This window comes from Xanthobacter flavus (genome assembly GCF_017875275.1).
Classification (GTDB): Bacteria; Pseudomonadota; Alphaproteobacteria; order Rhizobiales; family Xanthobacteraceae; genus Xanthobacter; species Xanthobacter flavus_A.
The window spans coordinates 3,807,166-3,822,510 of record NZ_JAGGML010000001.1; the positions used below are offsets into that span (position 1 = coordinate 3,807,166).

The 15,345-nt window shown below is 67.8% G+C and carries 15 protein-coding genes and 1 pseudogene; 15 read left to right on the forward strand and 1 reads right to left on the reverse strand.

Annotation, left to right across the window (positions count from 1 at the left end; translation table 11 throughout):
- The first annotated feature begins 17 nt into the window (after positions 1–17).
- The 10 genes and pseudogenes from J2126_RS18020 to J2126_RS18065 all read left to right on the forward strand — a co-directional run bounded on the left by J2126_RS18020 (position 18) and on the right by J2126_RS18065 (position 10,698).
- A complete protein-coding gene (locus J2126_RS18020; RefSeq protein WP_209488232.1) occupies positions 18–3,761 on the forward strand; it encodes a nitrate reductase subunit alpha in 3,744 nt (1,247 codons plus the stop codon).
- Positions 3,758–5,284, forward strand: coding sequence for a nitrate reductase subunit beta (gene narH / locus J2126_RS18025; protein ID WP_209488233.1), 1,527 nt, complete (start codon positions 3,758–3,760; stop codon positions 5,282–5,284). Before J2126_RS18020 ends, narH begins: the two co-directional genes overlap by 4 nt.
- Positions 5,284–5,994, forward strand: a complete 711-nt coding sequence (narJ, locus tag J2126_RS18030) for a nitrate reductase molybdenum cofactor assembly chaperone (RefSeq protein ID WP_209488234.1) — start codon at positions 5,284–5,286, stop codon at positions 5,992–5,994. Before narH ends, narJ begins: the two co-directional genes overlap by 1 nt.
- 12 nt (positions 5,995–6,006) lie before the next feature.
- Positions 6,007–6,771 (forward strand): respiratory nitrate reductase subunit gamma, encoded by a 765-nt coding sequence (gene narI, locus J2126_RS18035; RefSeq protein ID WP_209488235.1) that lies wholly within the window; start codon positions 6,007–6,009, stop codon positions 6,769–6,771.
- Positions 6,772–6,776: 5 nt separating this feature from the next.
- On the forward strand, positions 6,777–7,613 hold the full coding sequence (locus tag J2126_RS18040) for a peptidylprolyl isomerase (RefSeq protein WP_209488236.1): 837 nt from the start codon (positions 6,777–6,779) through the stop codon (positions 7,611–7,613).
- 9 nt (positions 7,614–7,622) lie between these two features.
- A complete protein-coding gene (locus J2126_RS18045) occupies positions 7,623–8,006 on the forward strand; it encodes a hypothetical protein (RefSeq protein ID WP_209488237.1) in 384 nt (127 codons plus the stop codon).
- Positions 7,993–8,673 (forward strand): annotated as a pseudogene (locus tag J2126_RS18050) (carbonic anhydrase); the annotation flags it as partial. The gene J2126_RS18045 and the pseudogene J2126_RS18050, both read left to right, overlap by 14 nt.
- Before the next feature lie 185 nt (positions 8,674–8,858).
- A complete protein-coding gene (gene moaA, locus J2126_RS18055) occupies positions 8,859–9,872 on the forward strand; it encodes a GTP 3',8-cyclase MoaA (protein ID WP_209488239.1) in 1,014 nt (337 codons plus the stop codon).
- A 12-nt stretch (positions 9,873–9,884) separates the two neighbouring features.
- Complete coding sequence (locus J2126_RS18060) at positions 9,885–10,352, forward strand: hypothetical protein (protein ID WP_209488240.1); 468 nt, start codon at positions 9,885–9,887, stop codon at positions 10,350–10,352.
- Complete coding sequence (locus tag J2126_RS18065) at positions 10,333–10,698, forward strand: hypothetical protein (RefSeq protein WP_209488241.1); 366 nt, start codon at positions 10,333–10,335, stop codon at positions 10,696–10,698. Before J2126_RS18060 ends, J2126_RS18065 begins: the two co-directional genes overlap by 20 nt.
- A 44-nt stretch (positions 10,699–10,742) precedes the next feature.
- Here J2126_RS18065 and J2126_RS25830 read toward each other — a convergent pair whose 3' ends face one another.
- Positions 10,743–12,038, reverse strand: a complete 1,296-nt coding sequence (locus J2126_RS25830; RefSeq protein ID WP_209488242.1) for a PAS domain S-box protein — start codon at positions 12,036–12,038, stop codon at positions 10,743–10,745.
- A gap of 72 nt (positions 12,039–12,110) precedes the next feature.
- On the opposite strand from J2126_RS25830, the gene J2126_RS18075 reads away from it, so the two are divergent.
- The 5 genes from J2126_RS18075 to J2126_RS18095 all read left to right on the forward strand — a co-directional run bounded on the left by J2126_RS18075 (position 12,111) and on the right by J2126_RS18095 (position 15,255).
- A complete protein-coding gene (locus tag J2126_RS18075) occupies positions 12,111–12,560 on the forward strand; it encodes an RrF2 family transcriptional regulator (RefSeq protein WP_209488243.1) in 450 nt (149 codons plus the stop codon).
- Between the two features lie 139 nt (positions 12,561–12,699).
- Positions 12,700–13,014 carry a DUF2249 domain-containing protein gene (locus J2126_RS18080; RefSeq protein WP_209488244.1) on the forward strand — a complete coding sequence of 105 codons (315 nt, stop codon included), beginning with the start codon at positions 12,700–12,702 and terminating at the stop codon, positions 13,012–13,014.
- Positions 13,015–13,047: 33 nt separating this feature from the next.
- The gene (locus J2126_RS18085; protein WP_209488245.1) at positions 13,048–14,451 is read left to right on the forward strand and encodes a hypothetical protein; all 1,404 of its coding nucleotides are present in this window, start codon (positions 13,048–13,050) and stop codon (positions 14,449–14,451) included.
- Positions 14,408–14,974 (forward strand): DUF2249 domain-containing protein, encoded by a 567-nt coding sequence (locus J2126_RS18090; RefSeq protein ID WP_209490306.1) that lies wholly within the window; start codon positions 14,408–14,410, stop codon positions 14,972–14,974. The genes J2126_RS18085 and J2126_RS18090 overlap by 44 nt, the downstream gene beginning before the upstream one ends.
- Positions 14,971–15,255, forward strand: a complete 285-nt coding sequence (locus J2126_RS18095; RefSeq protein ID WP_209488246.1) for a metal-sulfur cluster assembly factor — start codon at positions 14,971–14,973, stop codon at positions 15,253–15,255. The genes J2126_RS18090 and J2126_RS18095 overlap by 4 nt, the downstream gene beginning before the upstream one ends.
- The last annotated feature ends 90 nt before the right edge of the window (positions 15,256–15,345 follow it).

Consider the following 15,345-nt stretch of genomic DNA (forward strand, 5'->3'; position numbering starts at 1 on the left):
CGGGAGGCAGGAAGAACATGTCCCATTTCCTTGACCGTCTCACCTTCTTCCGCCGCGAAACGGAGACTTTCTCCGACGGCCACGGCATCGTCACCCACGAGGACCGCTCGTGGGAGGACGGCTACCGGAAGCGCTGGCAGCACGACAAGATCGTGCGCTCCACCCATGGCGTAAACTGCACCGGCTCCTGCTCGTGGAAGATCTACGTCAAGGGCGGCATCGTCACCTGGGAAACCCAGCAGACGGACTATCCCCGTACGCGGCCCGATTTGCCCAATCACGAGCCGCGCGGCTGCGCCCGCGGCGCCTCCTACAGCTGGTATCTCTATTCCGGCGCGCGGGTGAAGTATCCGATGATCCGCGGCCGGCTTCTGAAGCTGTGGCGCGCCGCGCGGGCGAAGCTTTCGCCGGTGGCGGCCTGGGCCTCCATCGTGGAGGATCCGCAGGCACGCGCCTCCTACACCTCCATCCGCGGCCATGGCGGCCTGGTGCGCGCCACCTGGGACGAGGTGAACGAGATGATCGCCGCCGCCAACGCCTATACGGTGCGCACCCACGGGCCGGACCGGGTGGTGGGCTTCTCGCCCATCCCGGCCATGTCCATGGTCTCCTATGCGGCGGGAGCACGCTATCTCTCGCTCATCGGCGGCGTGTGCCTGTCGTTCTACGACTGGTATTGCGACCTGCCGCCCGCCTCCCCCCAGACCTGGGGCGAGCAGACCGACGTGCCGGAAAGCGCCGACTGGTACAATGCCGGCTTCATCATCGTGTGGGGCTCCAACGTACCGCAGACCCGCACGCCGGACGCCCATTTCTACACCGAGGTGCGCTACAAGGGCACCAAGAGCGCCGTGGTCTCGCCCGATTATGCCGAAGCCACCAAGTTCGCCGACATCTGGCTGAACCCAAAGCAGGGCACGGACGCGGCGCTGGCCCTCGCCATGGGCCATGTGATCCTCAAGGAATATCACGTCGACCGGCAGGTGCCCTATTTCGACGACTACCTGCGGCGCTACTCGGACATGCCGTTCCTGGTCCGCTTGGTGGAGCAGAACGGGCATCTGGTGGCCGAGCGGATGCTGCGCGCATCCGACCTGCCGGGAGCGCTGGGCGAGGCCAACAATCCTGAATGGAAGACGGTCGCGCTGGACGAGGCATCCGGCGATCTTGTCGCGCCGCTCGGCTCGATCGGTCATCGCTGGGGCGAGCAGGCCAAGTGGAACCTGGAGGAGAAGGACGGGCTGGGCCGCGACATCCGCCTGAAGCTCTCACTGGCCGGGGAGGGGGCCGAGGTTGCCGCTGTGGACTTCCCCTATTTTGGCGGACGCGCCACCGAGCATTTCGTCGCCACCCAACACGGCGAGATCCTCACCCGCAACGTGCCGGTGCGCACTCTGGCGGCCGCGGACGGGAGCGAAATGAAGGTCGCCACCGTCTACGACCTGATGATGGCGAACTACGGCCTCGACCGCGGCTTCGGCGGCGATCACGTCGCAGCCTCCTATGATGACGACGTGCCCTTCACCCCCGCCTGGGCGGAGCGCATCACCGGGGTGAAGCGCGGGGCCATCGTCACCGTGGCGCGCGAGTTCGCCACCAATGCGGAGAAGACCAACGGCCGCTCCATGGTGATCATCGGCGCCGCCATGAACCATTGGTACCACATGGACATGAGCTACCGGGGGGTGATCAACCTCCTGGTGTTCTGCGGTTGCGTCGGCCAGTCCGGCGGCGGCTGGTCGCATTATGTAGGGCAGGAGAAGCTGCGCCCGCAGACCGGCTGGCAGCCCTTGGCCTTCGGCCTCGACTGGAGCCGCCCGCCACGCCAGCAGAACGCCACCTCCTTCTGGTACGCCCACACGGACCAGTGGCGCTACGAGACCCTGACCGCCGGCGAGATCCTCTCCCCCACCGCACCGGAGGGGGACTGGAACCAGACCTTCATCGACTACAACGTGAAGGCCGAGCGCATGGGCTGGCTGCCCTCCGCGCCCCAGCTCAAGCAAAACCCGCTGGACATCGCCCGCCGGGCGAAGGCGGCGGGCCGGGAGGTCAAGGACTATGTGGCTTCCGCCCTGAAGACGGGCGCGCTGGAATTATCCTGCCACGATCCGGACGACCCGGCCAACTGGCCGCGCAACCTGTTCATCTGGCGCTCCAACCTGCTCGGCTCTTCCGGCAAGGGGCATGAATATTTCCTGAAGCACCTGCTCGGCACCGAAAACGGCGTCATGGGCAAGGATCTCGGCGCAGAAGGCGCCGTGCGCACCAAGGAAGTCGTCTGGCATGAAGAGGCGCCGAAAGGAAAGCTCGATCTCCTGGTGACGCTGGACTTCCGCATGTCCACCACCTGCGTCTACTCGGACATCGTGCTGCCCACTGCCACCTGGTACGAGAAGAACGACCTCAATACATCGGACATGCATCCCTTTATCCATCCGTTGTCCGCGGCGGTGGACCCGGCGTGGGAGGCCCGCTCCGACTGGGACATCTACAAGGGCATCGCGAAGGCCTTCTCGCAGGTGGCCCCCGAGGTGCTGGGCGTGGAGGAGGACACGGTCCTAACCCCCATCCTGCACGATACGGCGGGCGAGCTGGCGCAGGCCATGGACGTGAAGGACTGGAAGAAGGGCGAAGTGGAGCCCATTCCCGGCAAGACCATGCCGCAGGTCACGGTGGTGACGCGCGACTATCCCGCTACCTATGCCCGCTTCACCGCTCTCGGCCCGCTGATGGAGAGCATCGGCAACGGCGGCAAGGGCATCAGCTGGAAGACCGGGCACGAGGTGGATGCGTTGCGCGCCCTCAACGGCGTGCATCGCGACGGCCCGGCCAAAGGCCTGCCGAAGATCGAGACCGACATCGACGCCACCGAGGTCATCCTCATGCTGGCGCCGGAGACCAATGGCGAGGTGGCGGTGAAGGCGTGGGATGCCCTTTCCAAGGCCACCGGGCGCGAGCACGCCCACCTGGCGCGGGCGAAGGAGGACGAGAAGATCCGCTTCCGCGACGTGCAGGCCCAGCCGCGCAAGATCATCTCCTCGCCCACCTGGTCGGGCATCGAGAGCGAGACGGTCTGCTACAGCGCCGGCTACACCAACGTGCACGAACTGATCCCGTGGCGCACGCTCTCGGGCCGCCAGCAGCTCTACCAGGACCACCTGTGGATGCGGGCCTTCGGCGAGGGCCTCGTCACCTGGAAGCCGCCGGTGGACCTGAAGACCATTGTCGGCCACCGCGACGCGCAGCCCAACGGGCACAAGGAGATCGTCCTCAACTTCATCACGCCGCACCAGAAGTGGGGCATCCACTCCACCTACACCGACAACCTCCTGATGCTGACGCTGAACCGCGGCGGCCCGGTGGTGTGGGTGTCGGAGGATGACGCGCGCAGTGCCGGCATCGTCGACAACGACTGGGTGGAGGTGTTCAACGCCAACGGCGCGCTCACCGCCCGCGCGGTGGTCTCCCAGCGCGTCATGCCGGGCATGATGATGATGTATCACGCCCAGGAAAAGATCGTGAACACGCCCGGCTCCGAGCTCACCGGCAACCGGGGCGGCATCCACAACTCGGTCACCCGCACGGTGCTGAAGCCGACCCACATGATCGGCGGCTATGCCCAGCTGGCCTACGGCTTCAACTATTACGGCACCGTGGGATCGAACCGCGACGAGTTTGTCGTCATCCGCAAGATGAACAAGGTCGACTGGCTGGAAGAGCCCCTTTCGACCACCCCGGCGAAGGAGATGGCCCAATGAAGATCCGTGCCCAGATCGCCATGGTTCTCAACCTCGACAAGTGCATCGGGTGTCACACCTGCTCGGTCACCTGCAAGAATGTGTGGACCAGCCGCCAGGGTGTCGAATACGCCTGGTTCAACAATGTGGAGACCAAGCCCGGCGTCGGCTATCCCCGCGAGTGGGAGAACCAGAAGAAGTGGAACGGCGGCTGGCGCCGCAAGGCGAACGGCAAGATCGAGCCGAGGATGGGCGCGAAATGGCGCATCCTCGCCAACATCTTCGCCAATCCCGACCTGCCCGAGATCGACGATTACTACGAGCCCTTCACCTTCGACTACGAGCACCTGCACACGGCGAAGGAATCCAAGGCGTTCCCAACCGCGCGCCCGCGCTCGCTGATTTCAGGCGAGCGGATGGAGAAGATCGAATGGGGGCCGAACTGGGAGGAGATCCTCGGCGGCGAATTCGAGAAGCGCCGGAAGGACGCGAACTTCGAGGGCATCCAGGCCGACATCTACGGCCAGTTTGAAAACACCTTCATGATGTACCTGCCGCGCCTGTGCGAGCATTGCCTGAATCCCACCTGCGCGGCGGCCTGCCCCTCCGGCGCCATCTACAAAAGGGAGGAGGACGGCATCGTCCTCATCGATCAGGACAAGTGCCGGGGCTGGCGCATGTGCGTGTCCGGCTGCCCCTACAAGAAGATCTATTACAACTGGTCTTCGGGAAAGTCGGAGAAGTGCATCTTCTGCTATCCGCGCATCGAGGCGGGCCAGCCTACCGTCTGCTCGGAAACCTGCGTCGGGCGCATCCGCTATCTCGGCGTGCTGCTCTATGACGCCGACCGCATCGAGGAAGCGGCCAGCGTCGAGGACGAGACGAAGCTCTACCAGGCCCAGCTCGACCTCTTCCTCGACCCCAAGGACCCCGCGGTCATCGCCCAGGCCCGCGCCGACGGCGTGCCCGACGCGTGGCTTGAGGCGGCGCGCCATTCGCCCGTCTGGAAGATGGCCATGGAGTGGAAGGTAGCCTTCCCGCTCCATCCCGAATACCGCACTTTGCCCATGGTGTGGTACGTGCCGCCGCTCTCGCCCATCCAGAATGCCGCCGCGTCCGGCAAGATGGGGCTCGACGGCGAGATGCCGGACGTGCGCTCCCTGCGCATCCCGCTGAAGTATCTTGCGAACCTGCTCACGGCCGGCAATGAGGAGCCGGTCGCCCTGGCGCTGGAGCGCATGCTGGCCATGAGGGCCTATATGCGCGCCAAGACCGTGGACGGGCGCATCGACGAGGCCATTGCCACCAGGGTCGGCCTCACGGGCGCGGCCATCGATGACATGTACCAGGTGATGGCCATCGCCAATTACGAGGACCGCTTCGTCATCCCCACCGCCCACCGCGAATGGAGCGAGGACGCCTACGATCTGCGCGGGTCCTGCGGCTTCTCCTTCGGCAACGGCTGCTCCGGCGGCGACAGCGATCTCAACCTGTTCGGCAGTCCTTCCGCGAAGAAGGCCCGCACCCCGATGGAGGTGGAGTGATGGCGAGCGCGTCCCCGAACCTGACCTTCAAGGCGCTGTCGGCCCTCCTCGCCTATCCCAGCGAGGACCTGGCGGCCGCCGCGCCGGCCATCGCCGACGTGCTCGCGCTGGAAGGCCTTGTGGCAGCGCCGGAGCGCGCTGCCCTTGCCCCCCTCATCGCGGAACTGGCGCAGGAGGACCTGTTCGCTCTGCAGGAAACCTATGTCGGTCTGTTTGACCGTACCCGGCGCCTGTCCCTGCATTTGTTCGAGCACGTGCACGGGGAAAGCCGCGATCGCGGGCAGGCCATGGTGGACCTCGCCGGCATCTATGAGAAGGGCGGGCTCGTGCTCATCGCCAACGAACTGCCGGACTATCTGCCCCTGTTCCTGGAGTTTCTCTCCACCCGGCCCCTGACCGAGGCGCGGGGGCTGATGGCCGACATCGCCCACATCCTCGCGAGCCTCGAGGAGCGGCTCGCGTCGCGCGGCTCCGCCTATGCGGCCGTATTCGCCGCGCTGCGGACGCTGGCGGCCGACGGGATGGTGGTCGCCCCATCCCCAGCACCTGCGGTGGATGAACCGGTGGACGACTTTGCCGCCCTCGACGCGGCCTGGGAGGAGACTGCGGTCACCTTCGGGCCCGGCGAGGGTATGGGCGCCTGCTCCGTGGACCGCTTCAGAACCCAGTTGCGTGCCGCCCAGCGCGACGCGCGCCACACCGTCGCTTGAGGGAGGGCGATCATGTCCCAGGCCATCAACGCCGCTCTGTTCGGCTGGTATCCTTATCTTTGCCTCACCGTGTTCCTGCTCGGCAGCCTGATCCGCTTCGACCGCGAGCAATACACCTGGAAGACCGGCTCGTCCCAATTGCTGCGCAAGCGGCAATTGCGCTGGGGCTCCAACCTGTTCCACGTGGGCATCCTGGTCATCTTCATCGGCCATGCGGGCGGGCTGCTCACCCCCATCTGGGTGTTCGATGCGCTGGGTGTGTCTCACAGCTTCAAGCAGGGGCTCGCCATCACGGCGGGCGGCATCGCCGGGGTGATGTGCTTCATCGGCATCGCGCTTCTGGCGCATCGCCGGTTGTTCGATCCGCGCATCCGGGCGAATTCCAGCTTCGGCGACACCGCCATCCTGCTCCTTTTGTGGGTACAGCTGACGCTCGGGCTCTCCACGATCTTCATCTCGCTCCAGCACATGGACGGGCACGAGATGGTGAAGTTCATGAATTGGGCGCAGGGCATCCTCACCCTCCAGCCCTCGGCCGCCGCTTACGTGGCGGACGTCAGCCTCGTATTCAAGGCGCATCTGGTGCTGGGCATGACCATCTTCCTGGTCTTCCCCTTTACCCGCCTCGTGCACGTGTGGAGCGCGCCGGTCTGGTATCTCGGCCGGACCGGCTACCAGGTGGTGCGCACCCGCCTGCCGCGCCGCGCCGAGGCGCCCATGGTCGCGCGTGCCCCGATCGCCGCGGTGCGGCCGGCGGCCCGCAGCCCGGCGGAGTGAGCGCCATGACACAGGATGTCGCCCCCGCCGCCGCCCGCGCCACGCGACCCGACGAAGTTTCGGTCAATGGCGTCATCATCTCCCGCGCCGAGATCGCGCGGGAGATCCAGAACCACCATGCCACCACGCCGGCGCAGGCCTGGCACGCCGCCGCCCGCGCTCTGGTGGTGCGCGAACTGCTGCTGGCCGAGGCCGACGGCCTCGACATCGCCGCCCTGCCCGCCGCCCACCCGGACGGGTCGCGCGAGACCGACGAGGAGTCGACCATCCGCGCCCTGCTGGAGCAGGAAGTGAAGGTGCCGACGGCGGACACCGCCACCTGCCGCCGCCATTTCGAGCGCCACCGCTCCAGCTTCCGCACCGACGACCTGTTCGAGGTGGCGCACATCCTCATTCCCGCCGCCCCGGACGATGCCGGGGGCAGGGCCGAGGCGCGCGCGACGGCGCAGGCGCTGCTCGCGCAGATCCTTTCGGGCGAAGCCGCGTTCGAGGCGATGGCTCGCGCGCATTCCGCCTGCCCCTCCCGCGAGGTGGGCGGCAGCCTCGGCCAGATCGGTCGGGGGCAGACGGTGGCCGAGTTCGAGGCGGCGCTCGCGGCGATGGCGCCCGGCATGGTGCATCCCGAGCCGGTGGAGACGCGCTACGGCTTCCACATCGTGCACCTCGCCCACCGCATCGACGGGCGCGATCTGCCGTTCGAGGCGGTCGAGCCGGTCATCGCCGGGCACCTGGAGCTGACCGCCTGGCACATCGCCGTGCGCCAGTACCTGAGCCTCCTGGTCGGGCGCGCGCAGATCCGCGGCGTGGCCATGGACGGGGCGGCCTCGCCCTTGGTGCAATAGGAGGCGCAGATGCTGCTCGGAACCCTCCTTAAGCAACTCCAGGACGGGCGGTTCGCCGAGGAGATCCTGTTCTCCCTCGGCGACGTGACCCTCGCGGCGCGGGCAGAGGCGGCCGGCGCCCCCTTCGGCGAGTGCGCGGCGGACTATGCCTCCGCTGCCTGCGCCCGCTTCAGCAATGGGGCTTCGGACGAGGACTGGCTCGCCCTCATGACCGCGCTGGAAAAGGGCACGGACCCCGCCGCCACCTGTCTGAGGGCCATGATGGAGTGGGCCCTGAAGGCCGATGCCACCGCCGCCGCGCCGCAGGAGGCCGGCTGCGGGTGCGGCGGCACCGGCGGCTGCGGCGGCCACGCGAATGAGGCGCACCCGGGAGGCGCCGATGGAGCGCCCTGATCCCGCAAGCCGGGCGCGCAGCTTGTCCGGCGCCGTGCTCGACGAGTTGTTCGACAACAATCTCGCCTGGGCCCATGCCAAGAGCGCGCAGGACCCCACCTTCTTCCGTCGCCTCGCCGAGCAGCAGGCACCCCGCTTCCTCTGGGTCGGCTGCTCCGACAGCCGGGTGCCGGCCAACGACGTGGTGGGCCTCGACCCGGGCGAGATCTTTGTTCACCGCAACATCGCCAACGTGATCCATTCCAGCGACATGAACATGCTGGCGGTGCTGGAATATGCAGTGGAAGTGCTGCGGGTGCGCCATGTCATCGTCTGCGGCCATTACGGCTGCGGCGGCGTGCGGCGCGCCCTTGAACATGCGGACGGCGCGGTGGACGGCGGCCTGGTGGACCACTGGCTTGCGCCCATCGTGGAACTTCATGCGCGCCACCGCCGGGCGCTCGATGCGCCGGGCCTCGCGGAAAGGCGGCTCGACCGCATGTGCGAGCTGAACGTGGAACTGCAGATCCGCCGCCTCGCCGCCACTCCCGTGCTGAAATCGGCCTGGACGCGCGGCCTGGACGTGACCGTCCACGGCTGGATCTACGGCATCGGCGACGGGCTGCTGCGCGACCTCGGCACCACCCTTTCGTCCTGCGCCGAGCTTGCCGCCTTGCGCCCCCTGGACACCCTGCTTGCGGCCCCGCAGGAACCCATGTCCGCCGCACGGCTCCACGCCATCGCCGCCTTCCTGGAGCTGGACGTGGCCGACCTGAACGCTGCTGAACTGCCGGCCTGCGGCGATGCCTGCACTTGCGGCGCCTTCCCCGCCGTTACTGCCGTCGCGCCGGCTGGCATGGAGGAGAGCTGAACATGCACCCGTCTCCGGCTCCCTGCGCCATGGTGGACCTGTTCGGCCGCCGCATCACCTATCTGCGTCTGTCGGTGACCGACCGCTGCGACCTGCGTTGCGTCTATTGCATGGCGGAGGACATGACCTTCCTGCCGCGCGACCAGGTGCTCTCCATCGAGGAGCTGGACCGCCTCGCCAGCGTCTTCATCGGCATGGGCGTCACCAAGCTGCGCATCACTGGCGGCGAACCGCTGGTGCGCAAAGGCATCATGGACCTGTTCGGCGCCCTGTCGCGCCATCTCTCCTGCGGCGCGCTGAAGGAGCTGACGCTCACCACCAACGGCACCCAGCTGTCCCGCCACGCCGACGCGCTCGCCCGGTGCGGCGTGAAGCGCCTCAACGTCTCCCTCGACACCCTCGATCCCGCCCGCTTCCGCGCCATCACCCGGCGCGGCACGCTGGGCCAGGTGATGGACGGCATCCGCGCCGCGCTGGAGGCTGGACTGAAGGTGAAGCTGAACGCCGTCGCGCTGGCCGGTCTCACCGAGCACGAGGTGTTCGACCTCGTCGGCTTCGCCCATGGCAACGGCATGGACCTCACCTTCATCGAGACCATGCCGCTGGGCGACGTGGGCGCCGACCGCATCGACCAGTATCTGCCGCTCGACCGGCTGCGGGCGCTGATCGAGACCCGCCTCGAACTCACGGACACGGCGGAGCGCACCGGCGGCCCGGCGCGCTACGCCCGGGTCGGGAGCACGGGCGGGCGCATCGGCTTCATCACGCCCATGAGCCATTCCTTCTGCGAGAGCTGCAACCGGGTGCGGGTGAGCGCCACCGGCGTGCTGCACACCTGCCTGGGGCAGGAGGATGCCTGCGACCTGAAGACACCGCTGCGCGCAAGCCCGGAGGACGGCCCACTGCACGCGGCCATAGCCGGGGCCATCCGCGCCAAGCCGCGGGGGCACGATTTCGTCATCGATCGCGGTGGCGCGCCCGCGCTCGCCCGCCACATGTCGGCGCTGGGCGGTTGAGGCGGTCCCTCCATGGATGACACTATCCTCGCCCGGGCGCTGCACCTGCTGGCCATCGTCCACTGGATCGGCGGCGTGTCGTTCGTGACGCTTGTCATCCTGCCCCTGGCCCGCCGGGCGGGCACGGCCGGCGTGGACCTGTTCGAGCGCATCGAGCACCGCTTTGCCGCGCAGGTGCGCATCTCCATCCCCATCGCCGGCGCCACCGGCTTCTGGATGACCCATGGCCTCGACCTGTGGGACCGCTTCGCCGATCCCGCCTTCTGGTGGATGACCGCCATGGTGGCGGTCTGGACCCTCTTCATGGCGGTGGTGTTCGTGGTGGAGCCGCTCCTGGGCCGGCGCATCGCCGCCGCCGCCCGCCGGACGCCTGATGCCCTTTTGACGCGCGCGATGCGGCTCCATCTGGTGCTGCTGCTCGTGTCTACGCTGACAATCCTCGGCGCCGGTGCCGGCGCGCATGGGTTGCTCTTCTTCTGACATCAGTATCCGCGCGCCGGACGGACGACAGAGGGACGGGCTGGATGCTCTGACTTTGGACCGGCAGCCGTTCCTTGCCGTAAACGGGATACAAACGCTCTCGCACGGCGTGCAAGTCTATTGCCCGGACCGCGCTGAGGCGAATGCCAATGGAAGCCGATGGCTGCGCCTGTCGCCGCATGCCATCGACATGGTCGCGGTAGGAGAGATTTTCCAGGAGCGTCTTGGCGGGCGGGCGAGCGCAGCCGACGCCATTGCGGCCCTTCGAGCCATGGCGTTGCCGGGCCCCCTCATCGACGGATATGTGCATGCGACGGCAGGGGCGGAGCCGGTCCGCGCGCAGTGATGCCCGGCGGGCCGCCCCAAGCCACGCCCCACACCGCGCCGACCTCACGCCCCCCTTGCTTCCAGTTCCGCGACCTTCTTCTTGAGCGCCTTCGTCTCTTCGAACCGGGCGCTCACATCGCGGATGGTGGCGGCCATGCCGATCACCTTCGCGCTCTGGTCCTTGATTAGGGCGATGGTGAACTCGATGGAGATGCGCCGGCCGTCGCGCCTCAGCCCGGGCACCGCAAGAAGATCGCCGGCTCCGTAGCGGCTCTGCCCGGAGGCCACGGTTTCCCGATATCCGTCCCAATGGCGCGCACGGAACGGCTCGGGAATGATGATGTCGAGCGACTGGCCGAGGGCCTCCTGCTCGGAGAAGCCAAAAATGCGTTCCGCTCCGGGGTTCCAGAGCACGATTGCGCCCTGGGCGTCGGATACGACCACGGCATCCGCAGCGCTGTCGATGAGCGTGTCACCGATTTGGGCGCGGGTGAAGCCGGCGGCGATCTGCGACATTCGACCGAGCGGCGCCTTAGGGGGGCTTGGCGGGGCGCCTTGTTCGCCACTGTCCTCCTCGAAGAGATCGTCCACCGGACCGAAGAACTCATAATGCAGCCGGTCCGGCGACACGCCGAGACGCGCAAGGCCGCCGACGAAGGTCTTCAGGAAGGGGAGCGGCCCGCAGATGAAATAGTCGGCATCGTGCACCGGGGTGTGCGCCGCGACCCAGTCGATCGAGACCCGGCCCTCGATGTCGAAACGACCCTGTGCCGCATCGTCAGGCCCCGGTTGGGTATAGAAGAAGGTCGCCGCGATTGCGCTGCCTGCCGCGGCGGTCTCGCGAACATGGGCGCCGAATGCGTGCGCCCCGCCGTTGCGGGCGCAATGGATGAAGTGCACCGGGACCTTGCATCCAGTGGCGGCCACCGCTTCGATCATCGCCACCATCGGGGTCTGTCCCACACCGGCGCTGAGCAGGACCGTCGGACGCTTGGTTTCGGCGCCGACAACAAAGCTTCCGCCCGGCGCGCCGACCTCGACTCGCGTTCCCGGCTCGGCATGGTCGTGCAGCCATCGGGAGACCGTGCCTCCCGGCTCCCGCTTCACCGAGATGCGGTAGGAGCGGCCGTTCGGGGCGGACGAAATGGTGTAGTTGCGCTTCTGCCGTCCCACCGCAGGGATATCCACGAACAGCGAGAGGTGCTGTCCGGCCTCGTGCGGCAGGGGCGGGCCGCCGTCGAGCGGCCGGAGAACGAACGACGTGATGAGATCGCTCTCTCGGATACGGCGCTCGACCAAGAAGGCCCGTATTGTCGACGCCTCGCCGACGCTTGCGGAAGAAGCAGATTGTTCGGCCATGGAAGGGACTCCAGAAATCGAGTATTTAATATACTGGATTTTTGTGTCCGCATAGCGCCGATTGGACAACCCATGCGACTGACCCTTTATTCCGACTATGCGATGCGCGTGCTGCTGCACCTCGCGGCGTACCCCGACAGATCATGCTCGATCGCGGACATTGCGCAGCGCTACGCTATTTCCCACAACCATCTCATGAAGGTCCTCGCCGCCCTCGCCAAGGCGGGGTACGTGACGAGCGCTCGGGGGCGGCAGGGCGGCTACCGCCTCGCGCGAGATCCGTCGCTCATCAATGTGGGCGCGGTCGTTCGCCACACGGAAAGCGGAACCGAAGTCGTCGATTGCCGGAACTGCGTGCTGTGTGGCGCGTGCGGCCTGTCGTCGGCGCTGCACGAGGCCATGTCGGCATTCTTTGCCGTGCTGGATCAATACAGCCTTTCCGACGTCGCGAACCGGAGCGGCGCCCTGAGCCGGCTGATCGCGCCGCTCGAACCGGGCGGCTCTCCGACTTCAGGCGAATAGGCCGCCGACCGCAGACGGCTCATTCCGCGATGGTTTTCCCGCTGCACCGCAAACCGTCCGACTGCTTGAGATTCCGCAAATTGGAGGGCTGCAGGTCGACTAGGCTGGCAGGCCTCTCCAGCCGACATCCGAGCCCGCCATGACACTCTTGCTTCCCGCCCCCATCGACGTTCGCGAGATTCCGGCCAGAATTCGGCATGCGACGATCCTGTCGATACTCGACCAGCTGAAGCCGGGGGAGGCGGTGCGTATCGTCAACGGCCACGATCCGTTGCCCCTGCGGCTCCAGATGGAGGCGGTCCATGGCGCAGCTTTCTCCTGGACCTATGCCGAGCAGGGACCAGACATCTGGCAGATCGAGATCGGCCGCGTGGGCGCTGCCAGCTCCGGATCGGCCTGCGGGGACGCAGGCGACCTGCCGCCTGGACCGTCCTGCACCTGCGGCGGCCATTGAGGCGGTCTTCGGGATCTTCGGGAGAAGGGCGCCATGCCGCTCGCCGCGCATTCCCACTGGACCATGACCTTCTTCGCCGTTGCGCTGACTCTGCTGGCGGGCGCCGAAGGTTTGATGGTTGCGGGCATTGGCTATCCTGCCACGGATCTCGCGGCACCCGAGAGCCTGGTGGTGGTTCATCTTGTCGTCATCGGCTGGCTCAGCCTCGCCATGTCGGGCGCCCTGCTCCAGTTCGTGCCGGTGCTGGTCTCGCGGCCTCTCGCTTTTGCGCCGCTCGCGCTGCCGGTCCTTGTGACCATCGTCGTTGGCCTCGCCGCCCTGGTTGCCGGCTTTTCCGTCCTGGCCGGCTGGACCGACTGGACGCTTGACTTGATGCCGGTGGCGGGACTTCTGATCACCGCCGGCTTCACGGTGCTGGCCCTGATGCTGGCCGGGACCATGGGCGGGGCGGGGCTCGTGCAGCCTTTCGGCCGGTTCGTCGCGGTCGGGCTCGCGTCCCTGATGGCGGCGCTCGCGAGCGGAACCGCATTCGCAGCGATCTTCGCGGGTCGCGCCGATTGGCTTGCGGCCGCCAGCCTTCTGCCCGAAGGCACACGATTTCATGCCCTGCTCGGGCTCGGGGGCTGGCTCGGGCTGACGGCCTTCGGCGTCGGCTATCGCCTGTTCGCCATGTTTCTGCTGTCGCCAGACCCGCCGCGCCGGCGCATGGCGGCCGTGCTCGCCTGCGGGGCCATCGCCTTGCTTGCCGCCGGCGCCGGCCTCGCCGCTCTCGGCGCCGGCCTCGATCCCGGCGACCTGGTGGAGGCAGCGGCCGTCGGCGCCTTGGCGCTGGCCGCCCTGCTGCACGGCCGCGACGTGGTCATGCTCTACCGCGTGCGCCATCGCAAGGGACTGGAGATCAACATGCGCGCGAGCATCGGCGCCGTGGCGGCGCTGGGGATCGGCGCGGCGCTGCTGCCGCCGGCCGTGCTCTTCGGCGCGAGCGAGCGCGTGGTGGCTGCATTGGTCTTCCTGCTGGTGTTCGGCTGGCTTTCCGGCCTGACCCTGGCTCAACTCGTCAAGATCGTCTCGTTCATGACCTGGCTGGAGGCCTATGGCGGGCAGATCGGCCGGCGCAGGGTGCCGCAGGTGGGCGCTCTCGTTGCCATGCCGCGAACCGCCATCTGGCTCGCCCTTCATTTCGCGGGGGTCGTGGCCGGCACGCTCGCGCTCGCCATTGGCGCGGCGGGCTCGTTCCGGCTCGCGATCCTTGCTTGCCTAGCAGGCACGGCGGGGCTCGCGGTTGAACTCGTCCGCGTCAGGCGCCTTTGTGACGTCGAGCCTTCGCTCCGGCCCCCGGTCGATGCCCGCACCCGCATCTTGCTTCCGCCTCGCCCCCCACGGAGAACAGATGATGCCCCTATCACGACCACCCACCAGCTCGACCGAAGGCCCTGAGCCGAACCCTAGAGAACTGGACGTGCGTCCTCTGCTGAAAGCGGGCCAGGAGCCGTTCGAGGTGATCATGGCGGCTGTGGATGCGCTGGCGCCGGGCCAGAGCCTGCGCCTCGTCGCCTCCTTCCGGCCGGTGCCGCTGTTTTCGGTCATGGCCCGGCGGGGATATGCGGCCGCCGACCACGCACTCGGCGACGGGGACTGGGAGGTGTTGTTCTCGCCGCATGCCGAAGTCCGGACAGACGAGGCGCTGGCCGTGGGCTCCAGCCCCGCCGCTGCCGCGTGGGCCGACCCGATCGAGGCGCTGGACCTGCGGGAACTCGATCCGCCCGAGCCGATGATCCGGATCCTGGAGGCCCTGGAGGACTTGCAGCCCGGCGACGTCCTGTTCGCACTGCTGGCGCGCGAGCCGGTCTTTCTGTTCCCCGAACTGACCACGCGCGCCCATGAATGGGCCGGAAACTTCGAGGCCCAGGGCGGCACCTACCGCCTGCTTGTGCGCCGGGGCGGGAGCCCGCGGGAATGACGGCGCTCCTCGAGGCGCGGGTGCGCGCGGCGTTGACCACGGTGATGGACCCCGAAATGGGCCTCAGTTTAATGGAACTGGGCCTCATCTACGCACTGGAGGTCTCGCCTGCCGGTTCCGTCCACGTCCTCATGACGACCACCACCCGAGGCTGCCCGCTCGCCGGCATATTGCGGGAAATGGTCGAGGCAGCCCTCGCCGGGGTGGACGGTGTCACCGCGGTCGGGGTCGAACTCACCTACGAGCCCGCCTGGACACCGGACATGATCCGCAGCGCGTGACCGCCGATTTTCCGGAGCGCGCCCCGCTCCGCGGGGATGCTCAGCCTGAACGGGCGTCGCTGCGACAGTGCGGAGTTAAGCCGCGTTCCG

What these genes read in the sequence shown, in the direction of transcription:
- J2126_RS18020 (WP_209488232.1), top strand. Translation starts at nt 18, where the DNA reads ATGTCCCATTTCCTTGACCGTCTCACCTTCTTCCGCCGCGAAACGGAG.
- narH (WP_209488233.1), top strand. Translation starts at nt 3,758, where the DNA reads ATGAAGATCCGTGCCCAGATCGCCATGGTTCTCAACCTCGACAAGTGC.
- narJ (WP_209488234.1), top strand. Translation starts at nt 5,284, where the DNA reads ATGGCGAGCGCGTCCCCGAACCTGACCTTCAAGGCGCTGTCGGCCCTC.
- narI (WP_209488235.1), top strand. Translation starts at nt 6,007, where the DNA reads ATGTCCCAGGCCATCAACGCCGCTCTGTTCGGCTGGTATCCTTATCTT.
- J2126_RS18040 (WP_209488236.1), top strand. Translation starts at nt 6,777, where the DNA reads ATGACACAGGATGTCGCCCCCGCCGCCGCCCGCGCCACGCGACCCGAC.
- J2126_RS18045 (WP_209488237.1), top strand. Translation starts at nt 7,623, where the DNA reads ATGCTGCTCGGAACCCTCCTTAAGCAACTCCAGGACGGGCGGTTCGCC.
- moaA (WP_209488239.1), top strand. Translation starts at nt 8,859, where the DNA reads ATGCACCCGTCTCCGGCTCCCTGCGCCATGGTGGACCTGTTCGGCCGC.
- J2126_RS18060 (WP_209488240.1), top strand. Translation starts at nt 9,885, where the DNA reads ATGGATGACACTATCCTCGCCCGGGCGCTGCACCTGCTGGCCATCGTC.
- J2126_RS18065 (WP_209488241.1), top strand. Translation starts at nt 10,333, where the DNA reads ATGGGTTGCTCTTCTTCTGACATCAGTATCCGCGCGCCGGACGGACGA.
- J2126_RS25830 (WP_209488242.1), bottom strand. Translation starts at nt 12,038, where the DNA reads ATGGCCGAACAATCTGCTTCTTCCGCAAGCGTCGGCGAGGCGTCGACA.
- J2126_RS18075 (WP_209488243.1), top strand. Translation starts at nt 12,111, where the DNA reads ATGCGACTGACCCTTTATTCCGACTATGCGATGCGCGTGCTGCTGCAC.
- J2126_RS18080 (WP_209488244.1), top strand. Translation starts at nt 12,700, where the DNA reads ATGACACTCTTGCTTCCCGCCCCCATCGACGTTCGCGAGATTCCGGCC.
- J2126_RS18085 (WP_209488245.1), top strand. Translation starts at nt 13,048, where the DNA reads ATGCCGCTCGCCGCGCATTCCCACTGGACCATGACCTTCTTCGCCGTT.
- J2126_RS18090 (WP_209490306.1), top strand. Translation starts at nt 14,408, where the DNA reads ATGCCCCTATCACGACCACCCACCAGCTCGACCGAAGGCCCTGAGCCG.
- J2126_RS18095 (WP_209488246.1), top strand. Translation starts at nt 14,971, where the DNA reads ATGACGGCGCTCCTCGAGGCGCGGGTGCGCGCGGCGTTGACCACGGTG.